The sequence below is a fragment of the Azospira sp. APE16 genome, assembly GCF_047901315.1.
In the GTDB taxonomy this organism is placed as follows: Bacteria; Pseudomonadota; Gammaproteobacteria; order Burkholderiales; family Rhodocyclaceae; genus Azospira; species Azospira oryzae.
The window spans coordinates 1-23530 of sequence record NZ_CP179682.1 but is presented as its reverse complement, the minus strand read 5'-3'; the positions used below and the strand labels follow the sequence as shown (position 1 = coordinate 23530).

Sequence of the window (23530 nt, the reverse complement as noted above, 5' to 3'; positions counted from 1 at the left end):
CCGGAGCGGTTTTCACCACTTTTCCCGCCGTCGCGGGTCCCTCGGGCCCGGGGCACTTTTGGGCGATAATCCGGCCATGCACACCAACACCTCCCTGACCCGCTACGCCTGGCTGTCCATTGCCGCCGCCATCGCCACCATCCTGCTCAAGGGGGCGGCCTGGTGGTGGACCGGTTCCGTCGGCCTGCTTTCCGATGCGCTGGAATCCTTCGTCAATCTGGCCGGCGCCCTCATGGCCCTGTGGATGCTGACCCTGGCGGCCCAGCCGCCCGACGAAAAGCACGCCTACGGCCACAGCAAGGCCGAGTATTTCGCCAGCGGCTTCGAGGGCCTGCTCATCCTGGTGGCGGCCCTGGCCATCGCCCACACCGCCATCAACCGCCTGCTGAACCCCCAGGCTCTGGAGCAGGTAGGCGTGGGCCTGGCCATTTCGGTAGTGGCTTCCCTGGTCAATCTGGGCGTCGCCCGGGTCCTCCTGGCCGCCGGCAAGCAGTACGGCTCGGTCGCCCTCAAGGCGGACAGCGCCCACCTGATGACCGATGTATGGACCTCTGTCGGCGTCATTGCCGGCGTGGCCGCCGTGGCCCTGACCGGCTGGCTGTGGCTGGACCCGATCCTGGCCCTGATCGTTGCCACCCACATTCTCTACACTGCCTGGCACCTGATTCGGGATGCGGCTGCCGGACTCATGGACGCCGCCCTGCCGGAGGAATTCCTCGGCAGCCTGGAAGGCGCCCTCTCGCCCCACCGGCAGCAAGGCATCGGCTTCCACGCCATCCGCACCCGCCAGGCCGGCACCCGGGCCTTCATTTCCCTGCACGTGCTGGTGCCGGGGGAATGGACGGTGCAACGGGCTCACGAGCTGGCCGAGCAGGTGGAGGAGGACATCCGCCGGGCCATTCCCGGCGCCCACGTCACCACTCATCTGGAGCCCCTGGAAGACCCCCTGTCCCACCAGGACATCGACCTGGACCGCTGATGCGAGCCAAGGCGCTGCTCCTGATCCTGGGCATCGGCCTCGGCGCGCCTCCCGCCCTGGCCTGGAACGGAGCGGGGCACCGCATCAGCGCCAGCATTGCCTGGAACAGGCTGTCCGCCCCGGCGCGCCAACAGGTGAGCCGCCTGCTGCAGGCACACCCGGACCTCGCCCGCTGGCAACGCCAGCAGAAGCACTACGGCAGCCTGGAGCAAAGCCGGGTTCTGTTCATCGAAGCCTCCACCTGGGCCGACGACATCCGTCACGACAGCCGCTACCACGACAACGACGCAGAGACGCTTTCCGACACGCCGGACATGATGGCCCGGCATCGGGACTGGCACTACGAGAACCTGCCCCTGACGCCTGGGCGGGGCGGGCCGGAGGAGCGGGCACCGCAGCGGGGACAGCTCACCACCCGCATCAAGCAGTTGTCGGCCCAACTGGCCGACCGGCGCCTGGGCGACCCGGAGCGGGCCTACGCCCTGGTCTGGCTGATCCATTTGGTGGGTGACATCCACCAGCCCCTGCACGTGGTTAGCCGCTACGACGAGGAAGGCAACCCGGATGCCGGGGGCAACGACCAGTCGGTGATCGACCCGGCCAACAACCGCAGACCCGAAACCAGCCTGCACACCTATTGGGATGATCTGCCGGGACCCTCCCGGCTGCGGGGAAACCAGCTGCTGGATGCCGCCCAGTTAATGGACTCCGACATTCAGCACACACCACAGAAGACGGTTGCCGCCTGGCGGCAGGAGTCATTGCAACTGGCACGCACCCGGGTTTATCCCGGCATCGACAGCAATCTGGTGCCGGTACTGGATGAACGTTACAGCAGGCAAGCCAAGGCAGTCGCAGATAGACGGCTGGTTGAGGCAGGGCGCCGGCTGGCCGGACTGCTCAACAGGATATGGGGTAAGTGACGTTTCACGTGGAACAAAGCCGGCGAACGCCACCGGGTGTTTCACGTGAAACAGGGCGGTGAGGACCGCCCTGTTTCTTTTGGGAAATTGTCAGCGGGCCAGCTGACGCAGCCGCGCAATGCGTTCTTCGGTCGCCGGATGGGTGGAAAACAGTCCGGCCAGACCACCCCCCGACAGGGGATTCATGATCATCATCTGGGCCGTTTCCGGATGGGCCTCCGCCGCCGGCATGGGAATGCCCCGGGCGTAGGCATCGATCTTGGCCAGGGCATCGGCCAGGGCCAGGGGGTCGCCGCTGATCTGGGCACCGCCCCGGTCGGCCTCGAATTCCCGGGCCCGGGAAATGGCCATCTGGATCAGGCTGGCCGCCAGGGGCGCCAACAGGGCCACCAGGATGCTGGCCAGGGGATTTGCCGGTCGACCTTCTTCGTCCCGGCCACCGAAGAACATGGCGATATTGGCAAGGGCCGAAATGGCGCCGGCCATGGTGGCGGAAATGGTGGAAATGAGGATGTCCCGATGCTGCACGTGGGCCAGTTCGTGGGCCATGACGCCCCGCAACTCCCGCTGGGAGAGCATCTGCAGGATGCCGGTGGTCGCCGCCACCGCGGCGTTCTCGGGATTGCGGCCGGTAGCGAAGGCGTTGGGCTGAGCCTCGTCGATGATGTACACCCGGGGCATGGGCAACCCGGCACGGCCGGCCAGCTCCTTCACCATATTGTAGAGATAGGGGGAGGAAGCCTCGTCCACCTGCTGCGCGTTGTACATGCGCAGCACCATCTTGTCCGAATTCCAGTAGGCGAACACATTCATGGCGCCGCCCAGAAGCAGGGCGATCACCATGCCCTGGGCACCGCCCACGGCGCCGCCGATGACACCGAAAAGGGCGACGATGGCCGCCATCAGCAGGGTGGTCTTGAACCAGTTCGCACTCATCTCAAACCTCCGGACAATCTTGTATGGGTGGTTAACTCGGGGCGCCTGTCGCCAAATTCAAGCCGCCGGGAGTTCGAACCGCGCCCCTGCGGACACGCCGTGGCCGGCCAGGAACTGGGCTACCGGCAGGCGTTTGCCGCCGGCCTTCTGCAATTCGGTCAGCAGCAGGGAGCCACTACCGCAAGCCACCAGGATGCCGTGCTTGTCCGCCGCCAGCACGGTACCGGGGACACCGCTTTCGCTGCGGGGCAGGGCGGCCCAGACTTTCAGGGGCGCACCGTCCAGCACCGCGGTGGTTCCGGGGAATGGAGTGAAGGCCCGGATCTGCCGATCCAGCTCGGCTGCCGGACGGCGCCAGTCCAGGGGCGCCTCGGACTTGTCCAGCTTGGCGGCGTAGGTGACACCGGCTTCGGGCTGGGCGACCGCCGGCAGCGGCAGGTGCTGCAAGGCGCTGACAATAAGCTGGGCCCCCTGCACCGCCAGCTTGTCGTGCAGGGTCTGGGACGTATCCTGGGCCGTGATGGGCGTACTGGCGGAAAGGAGCACGGGGCCGGTATCCAGGCCGGCTTCCATCTGCATGATGCAGACACCGCTTTCCGCATCGCCGGCCAGAATGGCCCGGTGGATGGGAGCCGCGCCGCGCCAGCGGGGCAGGAGGGAGGCATGGATGTTGAGGCAGCCATGGCGCGGAATATCCAGCACGGCCTGGGGCAGGATCAGGCCATAGGCGGCCACCACCATCACGTCCGGTGCCAGCTGGCGCAGCTTCTCCTGGGCCGCCTCATCCTTCAGGGTCAGGGGCTGGAACACTTCGCTGCCCCGGGACAGGGCCAGTTGCTTCACCGGCGAGGCCTGCAGGGTCATGCCCCGGCCCGCCGGCCGGTCGGGCTGGGTCAGTACCAGAGGAATGTCGTGGCCTGCCTCGTAAAGGGCGGCCAGGGCCCGGGCGGCAAATTCGGGAGTGCCGGCAAAGACGATTTTCATGGGGGGAGAACCGGAAGGAAAGAGGGCAGGGGAGCAGAGCTGCTCCCCCGGAAAATCAGGCGGTGATGCGGGCCTGCTTGGCCAGCTTGGCCTTGATGCGACCCTGTTTGAGCTGGGACAGATGATCGACGAAAACCTTACCCTGCAAGTGATCCAGCTCATGCTGGATGCAGACCGCCAGCAGGCCGTCGGTTTCCAGGGAACAGATCTTGCCGTCCAGGTCCAGGTAACGCACGGCGATATGCTCGGCCCGCTCGACCTTGTCGTAAATGCCCGGCACCGAGAGACAGCCTTCTTCACCCACCTGCAGTCCGTCGCGGTGGGTGATTTCCGGATTGATCAGCACCAAGAGTTCGTCCTTGGTTTCCGACACGTCGATGACAATCACCTGCTTGTGTACATCGACCTGGGTGGCGGCCAGACCGATACCCGGCGCCTCGTACATGGTTTCCGCCATGTCCCGGGCCAGGGCACGAATGCCGTCGTCAATTTTTTGGACCGGAACCGCCACTTTTTTCAAGCGGGGATCCGGGAAGCGCAAAATAGGGAGTAAAGCCATAAAAAGCTTGCCCGAATAATCTATTACATGCAGAATTTAAACCAAATCCCTAGATTCGGGACATGGGTGTGGACAACAAAAGGGCCGCCCTTGTTCCGGCAGCGCGAGGACGCCACGATGATTCGACACCTGTTCGGCCGCCCTGGCCTGAACCCCGCCCGCATTATAGCCACCCTTCTGTTGGCTGTCGCCGCCTCCAGCGCCAGTGCCCAGGAATCTCCCCGCCTCGCCGACAACGCGCCGGACCGCCATATCGTGGTGCCGGGCGACACCCTGTGGGGCATCGCCGGCAAGTTCATCCAGGAACCCTGGCGCTGGCCCGAAATCTGGCGCCTGAACAAGGACCAGATCAAGAATCCCCACCGCATCTACCCGGGCGACGTCATCGTCATGGTCACCGGCGAGGACGGCAAGCCACAGCTCAAGCTGGCCAAATCGCTCAAGCTGCAGCCGCGCGAGTACAGCGAAGCGGTCAAGAACGAAATTCCCACCATTCCGCAAAGCATCATCGAGCCCTTCCTGTCCCAGCCCCTGGTGGTGGACCCCAGCGCCATGGACAAGGAAGCCCGCATCATCGCCACCCAGGAAGGACGGGTCTATCTTGGCGGCGGCGACCAGGCCTACGTGGTTGGGGTACGGGAGCCTTCCGAATTGTGGCAGGTCTATCGTCCCGGCAAGGCCATGCTCGATCCCGACACCAAGGAAGTGCTGGGTCATGAGGCGTTCTACCTGGGTACGGCCAGGCTGATTCAACCGGGAGAGCCCTCCGTCATGGAAATGGTGGAGGTGAAGCAGGAGGTCGGCAAGTTCGACCGGCTGATGCCCGCATCCCGCCCCGAACTGATCACCTATGCGCCCCGTCGTCCGGAAGCCAAGGTTGAGGCCCGCATCATCGCGGTGTACGGCGGTGTCGGCACCGGTGGGCGCTACTCGGTGGTATCCCTGTCCAGGGGCAGTCGCGACGGGCTCGAGGTCGGCCACGTCCTGGCCTTGCTGCGCAGTGAAAAGGTCTATGAACAGCGCAACGAACAGGGCGAGCGGGAGCTGGTCAAAGTGCCGCCCCAGCGCTATGGCCTGGTCTTTGTCTTCCGGACGTTCGAGCGGGTTTCCTACGCCCTGGTCATGGATGCTGCCTTGCCCCTGTCTCTGGCCGATCTGGTACGCAACCCCTGAGCCCCCGCCGTGGCTGATCCGGCCCTCACCGCCTGGCTCCGGCTGACGCTGGTTCCGGGCGTCGGGCCGGAGACCCAGCGCCATCTGCTGGCCGCCTTCGGCCTGCCGGAACAGATTTTTTCCGCCCCCCCCGGTGCCCTCAAGCAGGTCGTCGGCAAGAAGGCCGAACTGCTGCTCGACACGGACAATCAGGAAGCGGTGGACCGGGCCCTGGACTGGGCCGGCAAGCCGGGCAACCGCATCCTGACCCTGGCCGATCCAGACTATCCCCAGCTGCTGCTCGAATCCGCCGATCCTCCCAGCCTGCTCTATGTGAAGGGCCGGGTGGAATTGCTCAACCGGCCTGCCCTGGCCATTGTCGGCAGTCGTAATGCCACGCCCCAGGGCCTCAAGGATGCCGAGGCCCTCGCTGCCGATCTGGCGGCCCAGGGGCTGACCATCGTCAGCGGCCTGGCCCTGGGCATCGACGGCGCCGCCCATCGCGGCGGGCTGAAAGGGGAGGGCGGCAGCGTCGCCGTCATCGGCACCGGGGCTGACCGCATCTATCCCTCGCGGCACAAGGAACTGGCGCTGCAACTGGCGACCGAAGGCGCCATCGTTTCCGAATTTCCCCTGGGTACGCCGGCGGTAGCCCACAATTTTCCCCGCCGCAACCGCATCATCGCCGGCATGGCCAAGGGCTGCCTGGTGGTGGAAGCCGCCCTGGAAAGCGGTTCCCTCATCACCGCCCGCCTGGCGGCCGAACTGGGCCGGGAGGTGTTTGCCATTCCGGGCTCCATCCATTCGCCGGTGGCCAAGGGCTGCCACCGGCTGATTCAGCAGGGCGCCAAGCTGGTGCAGGAAGCCCGGGACATCGTGGAAGAAATCGGCCCGTTCGACCCCCCGGGCTGCAAGCCAGCAAGGACGCCACTTTCCACCGGCAATACCCCAACAACCTCGCCAATCCTTGATCCTGGCCAGGCTGCCGTACTCGATGCCCTCGGCCACGATCCGGCCAATCTGGACCAATTGCTGCAGCGCACAGGCTTGACGACGGAAGCCCTATGCGCCATCCTCGTGACGCTGGAACTGGCGGACCGCGTTGCCAGTCTTCCCGGAGGCCGCTACCAGCGGCTTTCCCCCACCTGATACGTTGCCAATGTTCGACATCCTCGTCTATCTCTTCGAAAACTACGTCGATTTCGCCGACTTCAGCAAGTCCGGCAATCAACCCGATTCACCCGATTCCCAGGCCGACACGGCCCTCAGCCGCAAACTCACTGCGGCCGGCTTCTCCGAAGAAGAAATCAGCGAAGCCCTGGAATGGCTCCAGGGCCTCAAGGCCACCCTGCCGACCCGCCAGCTGCAGGCCGATTCCCGTTCCCTGCGGGCCTACACGCCGGACGAAAGCGCCCACCTGGGTGCCGACGCCCTGGGCTTCCTGCATTTCCTGGAACAGGCCAAGGTCCTCTCCGCCGACCTGCGGGAACTGGTCATCGAGCGGGCCATGGCCCTGCCGGACGACCGGTTGTCCCTGGGCCGCTTCAAGGTCATCGTGCTGATGGTCCTGTGGAGCCAGGAGCAGAACCTGGATACCCTCATCGTCGAAGAACTGCTCTCCGACGCGGAACCCGAACACCTGCATTAAGTCCATCCGTCGGGCCTGCCAGCCGGGGCGACTGAGGGGTCGCACCAGATGGCGCAGGCAGCATGATGGGCGAAGCACGCAATATGCAGGCTTCGCGCGTCAAATTAGTGGCTGCTTGCTTGCCAAGGCCCGTAAGTCCCTCTTATCATCCCCCGCACCTCCCGACCGGGACTGCCAGAGGCCCCTGCCATGGGCAAACAGCTCATCATTGCCGAAAAACCTTCCGTCGCTGCCGACATCGCCAAAGCCCTTGGCGGTTTCACCAAGCATGACGACTATTTCGAGAGCGACAACTTCGTTCTCTCCTCTGCTATCGGCCATCTGCTGGAACTGGTGATCCCCGAGGAATACGAGGTCAAGCGCGGCAAGTGGTCCTTTGCCCACCTGCCCGTGATCCCGCCCCACTTCGAACTGAAGCCGGTGGAGAAAACCGAGTCCCGCCTGAAGCTGCTGACCAAGCTGATCAAGCGCAAGGATGTGGACGGCCTGGTGAACGCCTGTGACGCGGGCCGCGAGGGCGAGCTGATCTTCAATTACATCGCCCGCCACGCCAAGTCCGGCAAGGCCGTGCAGCGGCTGTGGCTGCAGTCCATGACGCCCCAGGCCATCCGCGACGGCTTCGCCCGTCTGCGCCGCGGCGAGGAAATGCAGGGGCTGGGCGATGCCGCCGTGTGCCGTTCCGAATCCGACTGGCTGGTCGGCATCAACGGCACCCGGGCCATGACCGCCTTCAACTCCAAGACCGGCGGCTTCCACCTCACCACCGTGGGCCGGGTGCAGACCCCGACCCTCTCCCTGGTGGTGGAGCGGGAACGCAAGATCCGCGAATTCAAGGCCCGTCCCTACTGGGAAGTGGAAGCCACCTTCGCCGCCGCTGCCGGCGAATACAAGGGCAAGTGGTTCGACGAAGCCTTCAAGGGCAAGGACGAGGACGAACACGCCCGGGCCGACCGCCTGTGGGACGAAGCCCGGGCCAAGGCCCTGCAAGCCAAGTGCGAAGGCCAGCCCGGCGAAGTGAGCGAGGAGGCCAAGCCCTCCACCCAGCTCTCGCCCCTGCTCTTCGACCTCACCAGCCTGCAGCGGGAAGCCAACAGCCGCTTCGGCTTCTCCGCCAAGAACACCCTGGGCCTGGCCCAGGCCCTGTATGAAAAGCACAAGGTCCTGACCTATCCCCGGACCGACTCCCGGGCCCTGCCCGAGGATTACCTGGGCACGGTGCAGGCCACCCTGCAGATGTTCAACGGCGAAAACCTGACCAAGGGTTCTGACACCTCCGTGGTGGACCGCTACGGCATCTTCGCCAACAAGATTCTCAAGTCCAAGTGGGTGGTGCCGAACAAGCGCATTTTCAACAATGCCAAGATTTCCGACCACTTCGCCATCATCCCCACCACCCAGGCGCCGAAGAACCTCTCCGAGCCGGAACAGAAGCTCTACGACCTGGTGGTCAAGCGCTTCCTCGCCGTCTTCTTCCCGGCCGCCGAATACCTGATCACCACCCGCATCACCCGGGTCGCCGGCGAACCCTTCAAGACCGAAGGCAAGGTCCTGGTGAATCCGGGCTGGCTGGCCATCTACGGCCGCGAAGGCCAGGAGGGCGACGAGGGCAACCTGGTGGCCGTCTCCCAGGGCGAGAAGGTGCAGACCGAAGAAGTGGCGGTCAATCAGAACGACACCCGGCCCCCGGCCCGCTACTCGGAAGCCACCCTGCTCTCCGCCATGGAAGGCGCCGGCAAGATGGTGGACGACGAGGAACTGCGTGCCGCCATGGCCCGCCGCGGCCTCGGCACCCCGGCCACCCGGGCCCAGATCATCGAAGGCCTGATCACCGAACAGTATCTGCACCGCGAAGGCCGGGAACTGATCCCCACCGCCAAGGCCTTCTCCCTCATGACCCTGCTCAACGGCCTGGGCATTTCCGAACTGACCTCGCCGGAACTGACCGGCGAATGGGAATGGAAGCTGGCCCAGATCGAGCGCGGCGACCTTTCCCGCAGCGCCTTCATGCAGGAAATCGAGGAAATGACCCGGCACATCGTGGACCGGGCCAAGAGCTACGACAGCGACACGGTGCCCGGCGACTTCGGCCTGCTCAAGTCGCCCTGTCCCAAGTGCGGCGGTCTCATGCGCGAGACCTACAAGAAATTCCAGTGCGGCGATTGCGACTACGGCCTGTGGAAGATCGTCGCCGGCCGCCAGTTCGAGCCGGAGGAAATCGAGACCCTGCTCACCGAACGCCAGGTCGGCCCCCTGATGGGCTTCCGCAACAAGATGGGGCGGCCCTTCAATGCCCTGATCAAGCTCAACGACAAGAACGAACCGGAATTCGACTTCGGCCAGGACCGCTCCGGCGAGGACGGCGGCGAACCGGTGGACTTCTCCGGCCAGGAAAGCCTGGGACCCTGTCCCAAGTGCGGCAGCCCTGTCTATGAGCACGGTCTGGCCTACGTCTGCGAAAAGTCCGTGGGTCCGGCCAAGAGCTGCGACTTCCGTTCCGGCAAGATCATCCTGCAACAGGCGGTGGAACGGGAACAGATGCAAAAACTGCTGTCCACCGGCCGCACCGATCTGCTCAAGGACTTCATCTCCGCCCGCACCCGGCGCAAGTTCTCCGCCTTCCTGGTGAAGGGCAAGGACGGCAAGGTCAGCTTCGAGTTCGAGAAACGGGAGCCCAAGGCCCCAGCGGCGAAAAAAACCGCCGCCAAGGCCGAGCCCAAGGCAGCGGCGGAAAAGCCCGCCAAAGCCCCGGCAAAGCGCAAGGCGAAGGAAGCCTGAGGTTAAGCAAGGCAAAAGAAAAGGGCTCGGTGTGAACCGAGCCCTTTTTGCATCCGCACCGCCGCCAGGCGGCGAAGCGGTGAATTTACTTATTCTTCGAGCAGGACGCGCAGCATCCAGGCGTTCTTTTCATGCACTTCCATGCGCTGGGTCAGCAGATCGGCCGTCGGCTGGTCGTTGGCCTTGTCCACCACCGCGAAGACCTGGCGGGCAGTGCGGGCCACGGCTTCCTGGCCGGCCACCAGCTGGCGGATCATGTCCTTGGCCTTGGGCACGCCGTCTTCCTCGGTGATGGAAGCCAGTTCCACGAAGCGCTTGTAGGAGCCGGGAGCCGGGTAACCCAAGGCACGGATGCGCTCGGCGATCAGGTCCAGGGAGTTCCACAGTTCGGTGTACTGGGTCATGAACATGGTGTGCAGGGTCTGGAACATGGGGCCGGTGACGTTCCAGTGGAAATTGTGGGTCTTCAGATAGAGGATGTAGCTGTCTGCCAGCAGGTGCGAAAGGCCGTCGGCGATTTTCTTGCGGTCTTTCTCGGTGATGCCGATATCGATCTTGGTTGCCATGTGGATTCTCCTTTCAAGCTTCTCAATAACCATGCGCCCATTGTGGCCGATAGCGGCCGCCCGGGCCAATGACTTATCCCTATGGATTGAATAGGGACGGGCAATACAGACGGACTACAGTACCTTAACCCCGGGTGGCGGACATTGCAAAATGGCGGCCCGCACCGCATCAATGGCCTGGGGCCGGGGGAAGGTGACGCGCCAGGCCAGCACGATGCGGCGGGAAGGCTCCGGCGCCTTGAAGGGAATGACCCGGGCCAGGGACGGATCCGGCGGCGCCACCTCGACGGCGGAAGCGGGCAGCACGGCAACGCCGGTGCCGCTGGCCACCATCAGGCGGATGGTCTCCAGGGAGCCGCCCTCATAGGAACGTTCCAGCCCGCCCGGCTCGGTCAGGCGCGGACAGGCGGCCACCATCTGGTCGCGGAAACAGTTGCCCTGGCCCAGCACCAGCAGTTCCTCGCCCTTCAGTTCCCCCGCATCCACCGATTTCCGCTCGGCCCAGGGATGGGCCGCCGGCACCAGCATGCGGAAGGGTTCGACGTACACCGGCTGGGTGACAATGCCCGGCTCGTCGAACGGCTGGGCCACCACGATCACGTCCAGCTCGCCCCGCTTCAGGGATTCGGCCAGCACGTGGGTGAAATTCTCCTGCAGGTAAAGATGCATGTGGGGCACGGCCTGGTGCAGGGCCGGCACCAGCCGGGGCAGCAGATAGGGGCCGATGGTGTAAATCACCCCCAGGCGCAGGGGCCCGCTGAAGGGATCCTTGCCCCGCTGGGCGATTTCCTCGACCCGCTGGGCCTCGTTCAGGACCTTCTCGGACTGCCGCGCCACCTCTTCGCCGATGGGCGTCAGCCGCACTTCGGCGGCGCTGCGTTCGAACAGCAGCACCCCCAGGCGCTCTTCCACCTTTTTCAGGGCCACCGACAGGGTGGGCTGGCTCACGTGGCATTTCTCGGCGGCGCGGCCGAAGTGGCGCTCCCGGGCCAAGGACACGATGTAGCGCATTTCCGTCAGGGTCATGCTGTGTATAACTCAGGTAAAAGTGGTGGAACCAATTGTGCACAACCTGGGCGGGCAAGGGTAGGGGAAAAATCCCTGCACAATCTTCCCACACCACTGCACAGAGGTTTCTCACAGGGATTTTTCGGACCTAAGCCAATGAATGGGATTGGCTTTTCAAAATTATCCACAGACTTGGGGCTGAGTTAACTGGTTTACGTCTTTGTATACATAAAAAACAGTGAACAACCCCTAGGGAAAAGCCGGGAAAACCGGAACGGCTGAAAAAAGCCAAAGCGGGCAAGAAAAAAACGACCCAGGCCGGAAGGCAGAAAGGGCGGGGCAAAGGAAAGATGGTGGCTGGAGAAGCTCTATTTTTCGTGCTTACAGGCATGGCACCCTGAAAATCGCCGTCATTCCTTCATTTCCAGGCGCCAAAGAAAAAGCCCCGCGTTGGCGGGGCTTTTTCACTCAGGCCGGCTTCAGCTTTTCCAGATCCTCGGCTTCCAGCCAGCGCCACTCTCCCGGCGCCAGATCCGCGGGCAGGTCCAAAGCGCCGATCCTCACCCGCTTCAAACCCTCCACCCGGTTGCCTACAGCGCCCAGCATGCGCTTTACCTGGTGGTACTTACCCTGGGTGATGGTCAACCGCAGTACGGTGTCGCTGACGAGCTCGCAGCTATCCGCAACCACCGGCTCGTATTCGCCATGAAGGAGAACCCCGGCCAGCAGCTGATCGATCTGGGCCTGGTCGATGGGATGCTTGGCCGTGATCTCGTAAACCTTGGGCACCTTGCGCTTGGGCGAACTCATCTGGTGGATGAACTGGCCGTCGTCGGTCATCAGCAGCAGGCCCGTAGTGTCCTCGTCGAGGCGGCCGACGCATTGCACGTCCCGGTTCACCAGCTCCTCCGGCAGCAGGGTGAAAATGCTGCGGTGGTGCTTGGGCTTGTGGGAGCACTCGTAGTCCCCCGGCTTGTGGATCATCAGGTAAGCCTTTTCCCGGTAACGCCAGGGCTGGTCGTCCACTGTGAATTCAAAACCCTCGGGATCCACTTCCAGGAAGGGGTCTTCCACCACCACCCCGCCGATTTCCAGCCAGCCGTTACGCACCAGGGCCCGGCATTCCTTGCGGGTGCCGAATCCCTGGCTGTGCAGCAGTTTTTCCAGTTGCATGGTGACGCTCTCTCCTAATCCGGCCGCCGCGGCGACCGCTTACACACTTTTACAACCCCTTGCCGGGGTGAAACACCTGGGACGCCCTGGCCTTCCTATACTGGGCCCGTCGATTCAATGAACCCCGAACCCAGGAGAAACACCATGTCAGGACGCCATGTTCTCGCCTTCCTCGCCCTTGCCGGCTTCGCTTTTGCGGTACAGGCCCAGGAAGCCCCCCAGCCGGCCCCCAAGGGCCCCGCCATGCAGGAACGCTGTGCCGCCAACCCCAGGGCCTGCGAACGGCTCAAGGAGCGCCACGACGCCTTCTGCAAGGATAACCCCCAACGCTGCGAAGAGCTCAAGGCAAAACGGGAGGAAATGCGGCAGAAGTGTAAACAAGACCCGGCCGCCTGTGACAAGGCGCGGGAAGAAATGCGTGCCAAAGCCCGGGAACAGTTCGAACAGCGCTGCAAGGAAGATCCCAAGCGTTGCGACGACATGAAGAAACGCTTTGTCGAAAGCCGGGGCAAGCGCCACGGCGACCGGCCCGCTCCCGCACCGGCTGCACCGGCATCCGCTCCTCCCCAGAACTGAAGCCTCTTTTCTTCTCTTTTACCGCCCTCTTCACCGGGGGCTTTTTTTTTCCGGCTCCAGCTAAGGGTTGTTCACTGTTTTTTATGTATACAAAGACGTAAACCAGTTAACCTGGCCCCAAATCTGTGGATAACTAATTTTTCTTCCGATACAACAATTGCTTAAGACAGAAAAATCCCTGTGCAAAACGTCTGTGTAGCGCTGTGAGGCAATTGTGCAGGGTTTTTGCCAAACCTGCGAAACAGGGAGTTGTGCACAACTGGTACCCGATCCATACCCAAGTTATGCACAGGCTGTTAACAGGTGTTGGGGAACCGCCGCCATCGTTGCTACTCTGACAACCTCAACCCCATCCATCAGCGAGGAAATTCCATGAGCCAGACCGTTACCCTGGGCGGCAACCCCATTCAAGTGGCCGGCCAACTGCCTGCCCCCGGCAGTGCCGGCCCCGCTTTCACTCTGACCGGCAAAGACCTGGGCGAAGTGACCCTGGCCGGCCTGGGCCCGGTGCGCAAAGTGCTGAACATTTTCCCCAGCATCGATACGCCCACCTGCGCCACCTCCGTGCGCCGCTTCAACCAGGCCGCCGGTTCCCTGGCCAACACTGTAGTCCTGTGCATTTCCGCCGACCTGCCTTTTGCCCAGGCCCGCTTCTGCGGCGCGGAAGGTCTGGAAGCGGTGCGCACCGTGTCCACCTTCCGCAATCCCGAATTCCTGCAGAACTACGGCGTGGCGGTGGAAAACGGCCCCCTCAAGGGTCTCTGCGCTCGGGCCGTGGTGGTGCTGGATGCCGACAACAAGGTCCTGCACAGCGAACTGGTCGGCGAGATCAAGAACGAACCGAATTACGACGCAGCCCTGGCAGCGCTCAAGTAAGGCTGCCTAAAAAAAAATAAAACGCCCGGCTGTGCCGGGCGTTTTTCATTGCGGCTTTGCTGGTGGATCGGCAAGCAACCCGCCCAAGTCCGAACCGCCACCGATCAGGCCCCCTTCCAAGCCGGCACATAACCGGCAGGGGAAGTAGAACCCTGGGTCAGGCGGCGCCCCAGAGCCGCCGCCGGCTGCTCGACCCAGCGGTGGAACAACTGCGCCAGCAGCACACTGCAGACAAAGGCCAGCAACAGGCCCAGGGCCGCCTGCTCCGGCGAATAGAGTTCCAGCCGGGTCCACAGGGCGCCGACAAACACCAGCACCGGGAAATGCACCAGAAACAGGCTGTAGGAAATCCGCCCCAGCTCCAGCACGGCCTTGTGTTGCGGCCAGCGGGCGCCCCAGCCGCGCCATTCCGCGTGCCATAGCAGCAGGCCCACCAGCAGGGCGCTGAGCAGGCGCCAGCGCCATTCAAAACCCATGGCCGCCAGCAGCAGCAGGGCGTAGAGCCAGAACTGCAGGGGGGAACGGGCTTGGCGCACGGCATGGTGAATGACGATGCCCATGAAGAAGTAGGGGAAGAAATACAGCCACCAGCCGTCCAGGGCCCCATCCAGATTGAAGTGGAAGAGGGCAAAGGCCGCCGCCGGCCAGCCCAGCAGCAGGGGCATGTTGATACGGCCCCGGCCCAGACTGTCGCGCAGCCACAGGCTGCCGGCGTACACCAGGGCCAGCTGGAAGTTGATGCAGACGAACCAGAAGCCAGCCGACAATTGCTCATAGCCCAGCAAGCCCTGGAGGAAGAAGAGGTGGGCCAGCACCTGGGGCAGGCTCACGGGGGACCCGGTGATCTCCTCCGGCAGCCATTCCCGCCCATAGGTGTATGCCAGGCACACCAGGATCATGGCCGCCAGGTAAGGCAGCCCCAGGCGGCAATAACGCTGCACCACGTAGCGCCCCAAGGCCGGCAGGCGCCAGTCGCGCCCGCTCATGCTGAGGGCCATCACATAGCCCCCCACGACGAAGAACACCTGGGTGGCCCGGGCGTGGTCCGCCAGCCAGTCCAGCAAGTGGCCCAGCAGGGGCGCGGCCCATTCCTTCAGCGGCGGATACAGGGCGAAGTGATGCCAGGCGATGATCACCGCTGCCACGGCCCGCAGGCCGGTAATGAAATAACGCTTGTCGGAAGCCGGGATCACCGTACTTCCGCCCTCGATCACTGATTGCATGGGCATGATGGCCGGCCGTGCAGCGCCGCAGCGGCATTGCCGGCAGAAGTATTGAAAAAGCGGGGCGGGTTGAGCCGAAGCAGCGCTGACGCGCTAAAACGCCGGAAAAGACCGCCAGGGCGGCAGCCTTTCGGGGTGGGAATATCGGTTCCCTTTTGTGACTTTCAAGCCCTCGACCTGGAAGAGGATGACGGACTTAAAGATGGGCAGAGTCTAGGGAAAGTAACAGCCTGGGGAAAGCCGGGAATGGCGTACGGGGATTGACGGGCAGGGCGGTGAAATTCGATCCATAGGCGCCTGGAAATATCCAGTTCTTCCAACGTGCGCTTTGTGAACTTGCAACTGTATTAGGTTAGTCCGCAGAGAATAATAGTTCTGCCGAAAGTAGCGGGGGCTAATTCATGGCCCACTTAAACCGCTGAGTTCCATGTTCGTCGGGCAATTGGCGAAAGGCTTGACGGTAACGTGAGGGACTTGTCCCCAAAGTCTGTGCAAAACGCACTCGCAGCGCTGTCGCGGAACCAAACCCGGTTGCTGTTGCAATTTGCTCGACTGACAAGGCCGTCGTCTCAAGCAGTTTTCTTGCAAGACGAATGCGAGAGGCAAGTAGCCACTGCAGCGGAGTTGTGCCAACTTGTTCGAGAAAGCGCCGACTGAGTGTCCGTTTACTTGTTGCCGCCTGCTTTGCAATGTCTTCGAGGCTCAGTGGGCGTTGAAGATTTTGCTCCAACCAAACGAGCAGTGGTTGAAGATTAGCGTAGGATGTCGGCCCTTCGTGTGAGATGAACTGCGCTTGGCCGCCCTCACGCTCAAGTGGCATTACGGATAGGCGCGCAGATTCCGCTGCGACTGCCGCTCCGTAATCGCGACGTACCATGTGTAGACATAAGTCCAGTCCGGCAGCGGCACCGGCCGAGGTCAGAATTTGTCCGTTGTCGACAAACAGCACATTCGGGTCTACATCGATAGCTGGGTAGCGTCGCGCTAGTTCCGCTGCAGCCCGCCAATGCGTTGTAGCACGCAGACCATCAAGCACCCCCGCTGCCGCCAAAACGAAGGTTCCCGAACATATCGAAGCTACGCGCACACCAGCATCAACTGCCGTTTTAATACGTCTAGTCACGGCTTTGGGAATAGGCGTCAGTGGATTAGACAAGCCGGGGACGATCACGGTATCGGCCCAAGAAATATCCCTCAGCCCCCACTTCGTACGTATATCGAAGGTGCCGGCGTCAACCGTTCTCGATTCTCCGCAGACGCGAATTTCATAGGCTGGCTGCTGATCGTCTGTGCGTGTCCAGCCAAATACCTCACTGGCGGTAGATAGATCAAAAGGAACGACCCCATGGAGGGCGACGATGGCAATTTTGTGCATGGCTAGATTATTTCGTATGTTGTCATTCTAGCCAATGGCCTACCGCGGTTCGAACTGCCAGAATTTACTCCGTATCAAATGGAAATACAGAGTACGTAAAGGAGGCAGTAACTTGATTTTTGAACAGCATAATCCACTACACCGCTTACGGCTTGCTGCCCTGATCGAAGGCATAACCTTGCTCTCCCTGCTTTTCATAGCGGTTCCCCTCAAACATTTGATGGGCATGCCGGCGACGGTTTCAATCGTCGGTCCAATACATGGACTCGCGTTCGTGTTCTATCTCTGGACAGTCGTTAACACCGCAGTCAGTGAAGATTGGAGCAAGGGCCAGATCGCCCTTTCCGTCGCGATGGCCTTGCTACCTTTCGGAGCTTTCGTGAATGCGAAGTTCCTGATGCGCAAGAATGTCGAATTGGACCAATCATGCTCTACCTGACCATCAAGGCGCTGCATGTCCTAGCCATCATTACCTGGACAGGCGGCTTGCTATTGGCAGCGCTGTTGCTGGTTTCCATGCGGCCGGTCGCCGGTCCGTTTATCTTGCCTGAGAATCGCTTGTTGGCTGCTCTACAACGTTGGGATCAACGGGTCACGACGCCTGCGATGGCATCGGCGTGGGTACTAGGACTTGCACTTGCAACTCAAGGCCATTGGTTTGCGTCAATCTGGCTCTCGGCCAAGCTACTGATTGTCCTGGCGCTGTCAGCGCTTCATGGAATCCAGGCTGCAACGCTGCGCCGTTTGGTGGCGAACGGAACTCGCCGCAAGCCCAGGGCGATGCTGCGCTTTGCCCCGGTCGGGATATTGCTATCGGTCGCTGTGGTAGTGACCTTGGCCGTTCTTAAGCCGCTTTGAGCGGAACCTCAATAATGAAAAATGTTCGAAAAAAAAATGATGATTGCCCTGGTGCTTGTCCTATCGGTATTGATCGTTGCTTGCGGGGCGTTTCAATTTGCTAAGAGTGATGAAGATTTAGGGCAATTAATCGCCGATGGGGCTGTCTTAATTGACGTCCGGACGAACTTCGAGTATGACGATACCCATATTGATGGTGCAATCAACATCCCCCTTGGAAAACTGAGGGAAAATTACATTCAGCTTGATCCAACCCGAACCTATATAACTTATTGCTCCCACGGACTCAGGAGCATCAAGGCTGTCAAAATCCTTAGGGAAAGAGGATTCAAATATGCCTTCAACGGAGGGGCCATGGCGAATATCGAGGCCCTACATCGTCTGCCATAGGTGAAACAGGATGATTAAGGTTCTGTGGTAAGTATGCGCAGAATTCAGTGCAAAGTTGCCGTTTACGCCTATTCTTTTGATCGGCAGCTCTGGTCGACTAGCGGACAAAAAAAAGCCACTCACAGGGAGTGGCTTTTTCATTTTATGGGGCCTAAATAAATCTAGAGTTGTGAGACAAATCTAGAAGCAAATGAGATCCTACAACATCAAACGTCGATGTTCTGCGCCCGCAAAGCATTGCTTTCGATGAAGTTGCGGCGGGGTTCCACCAGTTCGCCCATGAGGGTGGTGAAGACTTCGTCGGCGCCGATGGCGTCGTCGATGCCGACCCGCAGCAGGCGGCGGACGTTGGGGTCCATGGTGGTTTCCCACAGCTGCTCGGGGTTCATTTCGCCCAGACCTTTGTAGCGCTGCTTGCTGATGCCCTTTTCCACTTCGTTGAGCAGCCAGGTCATGGTGCTGGCGAAGTCGGCGACGGCCATCTTCTTCTCGCCGCGCTGGATCAGGCCGCCGGGGCCGAAGAGGCCGTTGAGCAGTTCGGCGGTCTTGCGCAGTTGCAGGTAGTCGCCGGAGCGCAGGAAGTCTTCGTCGATGCTGCTGACCTTGCGGTTGCCGTGGTGCATCTTTTCCATGCGCACCTGCCAGCTTTCCTGGGCTTCGTTGTAGTGGGCGAAGACGTCGATGCCGTCGCTGGATACCTTGGCCAGCAGGGCGGCGCTGGCCTTGGCGGCGGCTTCGTCGTCCAGCTTCAGTTCCAGGTTGTGGTGCACCAGGGCGTGCAGCACTTCCGGGTTGATGTGGTTGGAGAGGCGGTTGATGACGGCCTCGGCCAGCAGGTATTCCCGGGCCAGGGATTCGAGGGCCGCGCCGCTGATGGGCTCGGCGCCGGCCCGGGGCAGCAGCTCGGTGCCTTCCATGGCCATCTGCAGCAGGAACTGCTGGTACTCGTGGTCGTCCTTCAGGTAGCGCTCGGTCTTGCCGTGCTTGACCTTGTACAGGGGCGGCTGGGCGATGTAGATGTGGCCGCGTTCCACCAGCTCGGGCATCTGCCGGTAGAAGAAGGTGAGCAGCAGGGTGCGGATGTGGGCGCCGTCCACGTCGGCATCGGTCATGATGATGATGCGGTGGTAGCGCAGCTTCTCCGGCTTGTATTCGTCCTTGCCGATGCCGGTGCCGAGGGCGGTGATGAGGGTGGCGATTTCCTGGCTGGAGATGAGCTTGTCGAAGCGGGCCTTTTCCACGTTGAGGATCTTGCCCTTGAGGGGCAGGATCGCCTGGAACTTGCGGTCCCGGCCCTGCTTGGCGGAGCCGCCGGCGGAGTCACCCTCCACCAGGTACAGTTCGCACTGGGTGGGGTCCTTCTCCTGGCAGTCGGCCAGTTTGCCGGGCAGGCCGACGCCGTCCAGGATGCCCTTGCGGCGGGTCATTTCGCGGGCCTTGCGGGCCGCGTCCCGGGCGCGGGCGGCTTCGACGATCTTGCCGCAGATGGTCTTGGCGTCCACCGGGCGTTCCAGCAGGAATTCGGTGAGCTTGGCCGCCACCACTTCTTCCACCGCCGGACGGGCTTCGGAAGAGACCAGCTTCATCTTGGTCTGGGAGGCGAACTTGGGATCGGGCATCTTCACCGAGAGAACGCAGGCCAGACCTTCGCGCATGTCGTCGCCGGTGATTTCCACCTTGGCCTTCTTGGCGATCTCGTTCTCTTCGATGTACTTGTTGATGATGCGGGTCATGGCCGCCCGCAGGCCGGTGAGGTGGGTGCCGCCGTCAGACTGGGGAATGTTGTTGGTGAAGCACAGCACCTGTTCCTGGTAGGAGTCGTTCCACTGCATGGCCACTTCGACGCCGATGGTGACGCCGGTGTCGCCGACCTTGGCTTCGCCGGCGGAGTAGAAGATGCTGGGATGCAGGACGGACTTGGTGCGGTTGATGTATTCGACGAAGCTTTGCACGCCGCCGGCGAAGGCGAACAGCTCTTCCTTGCCGTTGCGCTGGTCCACCAGGCGGATGCTGACGCCGTTGTTGAGGAAGGACAGTTCGCGCAGGCGCTTGGCCAGGATTTCGTAGTGGAATTCCACGGTGCCGAAGATTTCGTCGTCGGCCAGGAAGTGCACTTCGGTACCGCGCTTGTCGGTATCGCCCAGCACCTTGAGGGGGGAAACTTCAAAGCCGTCGCGCACTTCGATGACGCGCTCCACCGGGACGCCCCGGTTGAACTCGATGAAGTGGCGCTTGCCGTCGCGACGGATGGTCAGGCGCAGCCACTTGGAGAGGGCGTTCACGCAGGAGACGCCGACGCCGTGCAGACCGCCGGAAACCTTGTAGGAGTTCTGGTTGAACTTGCCGCCGGCGTGCAGTTCGGTGAGGGCGATTTCGGCAGCGGAGCGCTTCGGCTCGTGCTTGTCGTCCATCTTCACGCCGGTGGGAATGCCGCGGCCGTTGTCGGTGACGGAGATGGAGTTGTCGGCGTGGATGGTGACGGTGATGTCGTCGCAATGGCCGGCCAGGGCTTCGTCGATGGAGTTGTCCACCACTTCGAAGACCAGGTGGTGCAGGCCGGTGCCGTCGGAAGTGTCGCCAATGTACATCCCCGGGCGCTTGCGCACGGCCTCCAGGCCTTCAAGGATCTGGATGCTGGATTCGCCGTAGGCGGGGGCCGCTTCCTGCGGGGTGTTCATTTGCGGGTTTTCTTCGCTCATTGTTCCTGTTCCACTTAAAACTGCAAAAGGTCCGCCGGGCGGCGGACCTTAGATCACGGCGTTCGGCGGCGATCAGATGCGCATGGGCATGACGACATACTTGAAGCGGTCGTTGCCCGGCACGGTGATGAGGGCGCTGGAATTGGCGTCGTTGAAATTGAGGGTGACGGTGTCGCTGCTGACGTTGTTCAGCACGTCGAGCACGTAGCCGACGTTGAAGCCCACATCCAGGGAGTCGCCGGCGTATTCCACTTCCAGCTCTTCCTGGGCTTCTTCCTGCTCGGCGTTGGCGGCCATGACCTTGAGGCTGTTGCCCTGGAGCACCAGGCGCACGCCGCGGAACTTCTCGTTGGTCAGGATGGCGGCGCGAACCATGGACTGCAGCAGGGCGGTGCGGCCCAGCTCCAGGCTGTTCTTCAGGGTGGCGGGGATGACCCGCTCGTAGTCGGGGAATTTGCCGTCGATCAGCTTGGACACCAGCACCACGTTGCCGAAGGCGAAACGCACCTGGTTGGCGGAGAGGGTGATTTCCAGGGCGTCGTCGGAATCGGCCAGCAGGCGGTTCAGCTCGAGCACGGTCTTGCGCGGCAGGATCAGTTCCTGGCGGGGCAGCTCGGCTTCGATCTCCATGCTGGCGAAGGCCAGGCGGTGGCCGTCGGTGGCCACGGCGCGCAGTTCCTTGCCTTCGGTCAGCAGCAGCAGGCCGTTCAGGTAGTAGCGCACGTCCTGGGCGGCCATGGCGTACTGGGTCTGGGCCAGGAGCTGGCGGAACTGCTTCTGGGTGACGGAGAAGCGCTTGGCGTCGTCGTTGCCGATGGCCATGCGGGGGAAGTCGTCGGCGGGCAGGGTCTGCAGGGTGAAGCGGCTCTTGCCGCCGCGCACCAGCAGGCGCTTTTCTTCCAGCACCAGGCTGACTTCCGTGCCTTCGGGCAGGGAGCGCAGGATGTCCTGCAGCTTGCGGGCGCCGACGGTGACGGCGCCGTCGCCTTCACCGCCTTCGGCGGCGGCGCTGGTGGTGATCTGGATTTCGATGTCGGTGGCCAGGAAGGTCAGGGCGTCGCCCTTCTTTTCCAGCAGCACGTTCGACAGGATGGGCAGGGTGTGCCGCTTCTCCACAATGCCGGAGACCGATTGCAGCGGCGAAAGCAGCGTGTCGCGTTGGGTCTTGATTAGAAGCATAGAGATCAATCCTTAAAAGATAGTAGCGGCGCCAACTCTGTGGATAACTCGCGTTGATCCGATTATTGCAGAAGCCTGTGTTGCGAAAACCTGTTGCCTCCGGCTGCCCGCGCAAAAGGGCGGGTCACCGGGTGAAGCCTGGGAAAATCGGGGCTGCCCACGGCGAAACCTCGATTATCCACATTTCATCCCGGGAAAAAACCCGGGGCACGACATAAGTGCAGGCTTTTCAGCCTTTCAGGACCTGCAGCAGCACATGCAGGTCGTGGTTCAGTTCGTTGTCCTTGGCCCGCAGGGTGTCGATGGTGCGGACCGCATGCAATACCGTGGTGTGGTCCCGGCCGCCGAAGGCATCCCCGATCATGGGGTAGCTGTGGGGCGTCAGGTCCTTGGCCAGCCACATGGCCACCTGGCGCGGCCGGGCGATGGCCCGGGTGCGCTTCTTGGAATAGAGGTCGGCCACCTTGATCTTGTAGTACTCGGCCACGGTCTTCTGGATGTTCTCCACCGTGATCTGCCGGTTGAAGGCGCCGATGACGTCCTTCAGCGCGTCCTTGGCCAGGTCCAGGGCGATCTCGCGGCCGTGGAAGAGGGAATAGGCCAGCACCTTCTTCAGAGCGCCTTCCAGCTCCCGCACATTGGAACGCAGGTGCTTGGCGATGAAGAAGGCCACCTCGTCGTCCAGGGCCACGCCCTCGGCTTCGGCCTTCTTCTTCAGGATGGCCACCCGCATTTCCGTCTCGGGCGGCTCGATCTGCACCGTCAGGCCCCAGTCGAAGCGTGTCACCAGGCGGTCGTCGAGGCCGTTGATGTCCTTCGGGTAGGTGTCGCAGGTGATGATGATCTGCTTCTTGGCTTCGGTGAGGGCGTTGAAGACGAAGAAGAACTCTTCCTGGGTGCGGTTCTTGCCGTTGAAGAACTGCACGTCGTCCACCAGCAGCACGTCCAGGGACTTGTAATAGCGCTTGAAGACGTCGAAGGATTTCTGCTGGTAGGCCCGCACCACGTCCGAGTAGTAGTCCTCGGCGTGCACGTAGCGCACCACCTTGTCCGGATCGGCCTGCAGGATGGCGTTGCCGATGGCGTGGATGACGTGTGTTTTGCCCAGGCCGACGCCGCCGTAAATGAACAGGGGGTTGTAGGAGACACCCGGATTCTGGGCCACCTGCATGGCGGCAGCCCGGGCCAGGTCGTTGGCCTTGCCCACCACCAGGTTGTCGAAGGTGAAGCCGGGAATCAGCCGGGTCTTCTCGTAGCTGCTCTGGGGGCCGTTATTGCGGCGGGCGGCGGGCGCCGGTGCCGGGGCGGCGGCAGGTGCCGGGGCCATGGTCCGGGGGGCGGCAGCGGGAATCTCGGCGGGCGCGGCTGCCGGCGCCGTGGGCCGGGCCACCGCCACGGCGGTGCGGCCGCCACCGATGCCCAGGCTGATGGCGACAGGGGCAGAGAAGTGGCTGTGGGCCAGCTCCTCGATGCGGGACAGGTAGCGCTCCTTCACCCACTTCAGGATGAAGCCGTTGGGCGCGAGCAGGCGCAGGCCTTCGGCGAGGTTGTCCTCGCCTTCCAGCCGCAGGGGCTTGATCCAGGTGTTGAATTGCTGGGGCGGCAGTTCTTGTTCGAACTGGCTCAGACAGATTGACCAGAAACCGCTCAT

General features: G+C 62.6%; 22 protein-coding genes. 11 read left to right on the top strand and 11 right to left on the bottom strand.

Features of this window, described 5'->3' with window-relative positions; genetic code table 11:
• The first annotated feature begins 76 nt into the window (after positions 1-76).
• The gene (locus ACLSSQ_RS00110) at positions 77-979 is read left to right on the top strand and encodes a cation diffusion facilitator family transporter (protein ID WP_416243424.1); all 903 of its coding nucleotides are present in this window, start codon (positions 77-79) and stop codon (positions 977-979) included.
• A complete protein-coding gene (locus ACLSSQ_RS00105) occupies positions 979-1902 on the top strand; it encodes a S1/P1 nuclease (protein WP_287874613.1) in 924 nt (307 codons plus the stop codon). The genes ACLSSQ_RS00110 and ACLSSQ_RS00105 overlap by 1 nt, the downstream gene beginning before the upstream one ends.
• A 90-nt stretch (positions 1903-1992) precedes the next feature.
• Here ACLSSQ_RS00105 and htpX read toward each other — a convergent pair whose 3' ends face one another.
• Genes htpX through def form a run of 3 tightly spaced genes read right to left on the bottom strand, consistent with a single transcriptional unit; the run spans position 1993 to position 4381 of the window.
• On the bottom strand, positions 1993-2838 hold the full coding sequence (gene htpX, locus ACLSSQ_RS00100) for a zinc metalloprotease HtpX (RefSeq protein WP_287874612.1): 846 nt from the start codon (positions 2836-2838) through the stop codon (positions 1993-1995).
• 57 nt (positions 2839-2895) lie between these two features.
• Positions 2896-3822 carry a methionyl-tRNA formyltransferase gene (gene fmt / locus ACLSSQ_RS00095; protein WP_287874611.1) on the bottom strand — a complete coding sequence of 309 codons (927 nt, stop codon included), beginning with the start codon at positions 3820-3822 and terminating at the stop codon, positions 2896-2898.
• Between the two features lie 55 nt (positions 3823-3877).
• Complete coding sequence (gene def, locus ACLSSQ_RS00090; RefSeq protein ID WP_416243423.1) at positions 3878-4381, bottom strand: peptide deformylase; 504 nt, start codon at positions 4379-4381, stop codon at positions 3878-3880.
• A 180-nt stretch (positions 4382-4561) separates the two neighbouring features.
• Here def and ACLSSQ_RS00085 point away from each other — a divergent pair, with 180 nt between their 5' ends.
• The 4 genes from ACLSSQ_RS00085 to ACLSSQ_RS00070 all read left to right on the top strand — a co-directional run bounded on the left by ACLSSQ_RS00085 (position 4562) and on the right by ACLSSQ_RS00070 (position 9956).
• A complete protein-coding gene (locus ACLSSQ_RS00085; RefSeq protein WP_232058792.1) occupies positions 4562-5554 on the top strand; it encodes a LysM peptidoglycan-binding domain-containing protein in 993 nt (330 codons plus the stop codon).
• A gap of 9 nt (positions 5555-5563) precedes the next feature.
• Positions 5564-6682, top strand: coding sequence for a DNA-processing protein DprA (dprA, locus tag ACLSSQ_RS00080; protein ID WP_416243422.1), 1119 nt, complete (start codon positions 5564-5566; stop codon positions 6680-6682).
• Positions 6683-6692: 10 nt separating this feature from the next.
• Positions 6693-7181 carry a DUF494 family protein gene (locus ACLSSQ_RS00075; protein ID WP_130459632.1) on the top strand — a complete coding sequence of 163 codons (489 nt, stop codon included), beginning with the start codon at positions 6693-6695 and terminating at the stop codon, positions 7179-7181.
• 189 nt (positions 7182-7370) lie between these two features.
• Positions 7371-9956, top strand: coding sequence for a DNA topoisomerase III (locus ACLSSQ_RS00070; RefSeq protein ID WP_416243421.1), 2586 nt, complete (start codon positions 7371-7373; stop codon positions 9954-9956).
• A gap of 89 nt (positions 9957-10045) precedes the next feature.
• Here the strand turns inward: ACLSSQ_RS00070 and ACLSSQ_RS00065 are convergent, their stop codons facing one another.
• The 3 genes from ACLSSQ_RS00065 to ACLSSQ_RS00055 form a co-directional block, all read right to left on the bottom strand.
• Positions 10046-10522, bottom strand: a complete 477-nt coding sequence (locus ACLSSQ_RS00065; protein ID WP_014235930.1) for a Dps family protein — start codon at positions 10520-10522, stop codon at positions 10046-10048.
• Positions 10523-10636: 114 nt separating this feature from the next.
• Entirely contained in the window at positions 10637-11548 is a 912-nt protein-coding gene (locus ACLSSQ_RS00060) for a hydrogen peroxide-inducible genes activator (protein WP_416243420.1), read from the bottom strand.
• Between the two features lie 450 nt (positions 11549-11998).
• Positions 11999-12703 carry a pseudouridine synthase gene (locus ACLSSQ_RS00055; protein ID WP_152090176.1) on the bottom strand — a complete coding sequence of 235 codons (705 nt, stop codon included), beginning with the start codon at positions 12701-12703 and terminating at the stop codon, positions 11999-12001.
• A 144-nt stretch (positions 12704-12847) separates the two neighbouring features.
• Here ACLSSQ_RS00055 and ACLSSQ_RS00050 point away from each other — a divergent pair, with 144 nt between their 5' ends.
• A complete protein-coding gene (locus tag ACLSSQ_RS00050; protein ID WP_416243419.1) occupies positions 12848-13279 on the top strand; it encodes a hypothetical protein in 432 nt (143 codons plus the stop codon).
• Between the two features lie 372 nt (positions 13280-13651).
• Positions 13652-14155, top strand: a complete 504-nt coding sequence (gene tpx / locus ACLSSQ_RS00045; RefSeq protein WP_152090178.1) for a thiol peroxidase — start codon at positions 13652-13654, stop codon at positions 14153-14155.
• A gap of 104 nt (positions 14156-14259) precedes the next feature.
• On the opposite strand, the gene ACLSSQ_RS00040 is transcribed toward tpx, so the two are convergent.
• Positions 14260-15384, bottom strand: a complete 1125-nt coding sequence (locus tag ACLSSQ_RS00040; protein WP_416243418.1) for an acyltransferase family protein — start codon at positions 15382-15384, stop codon at positions 14260-14262.
• A gap of 388 nt (positions 15385-15772) precedes the next feature.
• A complete protein-coding gene (locus ACLSSQ_RS00035) occupies positions 15773-16753 on the bottom strand; it encodes a GlxA family transcriptional regulator (protein WP_416243417.1) in 981 nt (326 codons plus the stop codon).
• Positions 16754-16865: 112 nt separating this feature from the next.
• Between ACLSSQ_RS00035 and ACLSSQ_RS00030 the strand changes: the two genes are divergently transcribed.
• The 3 genes from ACLSSQ_RS00030 to ACLSSQ_RS00020 are packed head-to-tail and all read left to right on the top strand — an operon-like array spanning position 16866 to position 18001.
• Complete coding sequence (locus ACLSSQ_RS00030; protein ID WP_416243416.1) at positions 16866-17192, top strand: DUF3817 domain-containing protein; 327 nt, start codon at positions 16866-16868, stop codon at positions 17190-17192.
• The gene (locus ACLSSQ_RS00025) at positions 17180-17611 is read left to right on the top strand and encodes a CopD family protein (protein ID WP_416243415.1); all 432 of its coding nucleotides are present in this window, start codon (positions 17180-17182) and stop codon (positions 17609-17611) included. The genes ACLSSQ_RS00030 and ACLSSQ_RS00025 overlap by 13 nt, the downstream gene beginning before the upstream one ends.
• 36 nt (positions 17612-17647) lie before the next feature.
• Positions 17648-18001: a rhodanese-like domain-containing protein gene (locus ACLSSQ_RS00020; protein ID WP_416243414.1), complete on the top strand. Its 354-nt coding sequence runs from the start codon at positions 17648-17650 to the stop codon at positions 17999-18001.
• Positions 18002-18207: 206 nt separating this feature from the next.
• Here the strand turns inward: ACLSSQ_RS00020 and gyrB are convergent, their stop codons facing one another.
• From gyrB to dnaA, 3 genes are all read right to left on the bottom strand, one after another.
• On the bottom strand, positions 18208-20700 hold the full coding sequence (gene gyrB, locus ACLSSQ_RS00015; RefSeq protein ID WP_130459613.1) for a DNA topoisomerase (ATP-hydrolyzing) subunit B: 2493 nt from the start codon (positions 20698-20700) through the stop codon (positions 18208-18210).
• A 72-nt stretch (positions 20701-20772) separates the two neighbouring features.
• Positions 20773-21879, bottom strand: coding sequence for a DNA polymerase III subunit beta (gene dnaN / locus ACLSSQ_RS00010; protein ID WP_014235938.1), 1107 nt, complete (start codon positions 21877-21879; stop codon positions 20773-20775).
• 229 nt (positions 21880-22108) lie between these two features.
• Positions 22109-23485, bottom strand: a complete 1377-nt coding sequence (dnaA, locus tag ACLSSQ_RS00005; protein ID WP_416244308.1) for a chromosomal replication initiator protein DnaA — start codon at positions 23483-23485, stop codon at positions 22109-22111.
• Positions 23486-23530 lie beyond the last annotated feature (45 nt).

What these genes read in the sequence shown, in the direction of transcription:
- ACLSSQ_RS00110 (WP_416243424.1), top strand. Translation starts at nt 77, where the DNA reads ATGCACACCAACACCTCCCTGACCCGCTACGCCTGGCTGTCCATTGCC.
- ACLSSQ_RS00105 (WP_287874613.1), top strand. Translation starts at nt 979, where the DNA reads ATGCGAGCCAAGGCGCTGCTCCTGATCCTGGGCATCGGCCTCGGCGCG.
- htpX (WP_287874612.1), bottom strand. Translation starts at nt 2,838, where the DNA reads ATGAGTGCGAACTGGTTCAAGACCACCCTGCTGATGGCGGCCATCGTC.
- fmt (WP_287874611.1), bottom strand. Translation starts at nt 3,822, where the DNA reads ATGAAAATCGTCTTTGCCGGCACTCCCGAATTTGCCGCCCGGGCCCTG.
- def (WP_416243423.1), bottom strand. Translation starts at nt 4,381, where the DNA reads ATGGCTTTACTCCCTATTTTGCGCTTCCCGGATCCCCGCTTGAAAAAA.
- ACLSSQ_RS00075 (WP_130459632.1), top strand. Translation starts at nt 6,693, where the DNA reads ATGTTCGACATCCTCGTCTATCTCTTCGAAAACTACGTCGATTTCGCC.
- ACLSSQ_RS00070 (WP_416243421.1), top strand. Translation starts at nt 7,371, where the DNA reads ATGGGCAAACAGCTCATCATTGCCGAAAAACCTTCCGTCGCTGCCGAC.
- ACLSSQ_RS00065 (WP_014235930.1), bottom strand. Translation starts at nt 10,522, where the DNA reads ATGGCAACCAAGATCGATATCGGCATCACCGAGAAAGACCGCAAGAAA.
- ACLSSQ_RS00060 (WP_416243420.1), bottom strand. Translation starts at nt 11,548, where the DNA reads ATGACCCTGACGGAAATGCGCTACATCGTGTCCTTGGCCCGGGAGCGC.
- ACLSSQ_RS00055 (WP_152090176.1), bottom strand. Translation starts at nt 12,703, where the DNA reads ATGCAACTGGAAAAACTGCTGCACAGCCAGGGATTCGGCACCCGCAAG.
- ACLSSQ_RS00050 (WP_416243419.1), top strand. Translation starts at nt 12,848, where the DNA reads ATGTCAGGACGCCATGTTCTCGCCTTCCTCGCCCTTGCCGGCTTCGCT.
- tpx (WP_152090178.1), top strand. Translation starts at nt 13,652, where the DNA reads ATGAGCCAGACCGTTACCCTGGGCGGCAACCCCATTCAAGTGGCCGGC.
- ACLSSQ_RS00040 (WP_416243418.1), bottom strand. Translation starts at nt 15,384, where the DNA reads ATGCCCATGCAATCAGTGATCGAGGGCGGAAGTACGGTGATCCCGGCT.
- ACLSSQ_RS00035 (WP_416243417.1), bottom strand. Translation starts at nt 16,753, where the DNA reads ATGCACAAAATTGCCATCGTCGCCCTCCATGGGGTCGTTCCTTTTGAT.
- ACLSSQ_RS00025 (WP_416243415.1), top strand. Translation starts at nt 17,180, where the DNA reads ATGCTCTACCTGACCATCAAGGCGCTGCATGTCCTAGCCATCATTACC.
- ACLSSQ_RS00020 (WP_416243414.1), top strand. Translation starts at nt 17,648, where the DNA reads ATGATGATTGCCCTGGTGCTTGTCCTATCGGTATTGATCGTTGCTTGC.
- gyrB (WP_130459613.1), bottom strand. Translation starts at nt 20,700, where the DNA reads ATGAGCGAAGAAAACCCGCAAATGAACACCCCGCAGGAAGCGGCCCCC.
- dnaN (WP_014235938.1), bottom strand. Translation starts at nt 21,879, where the DNA reads ATGCTTCTAATCAAGACCCAACGCGACACGCTGCTTTCGCCGCTGCAA.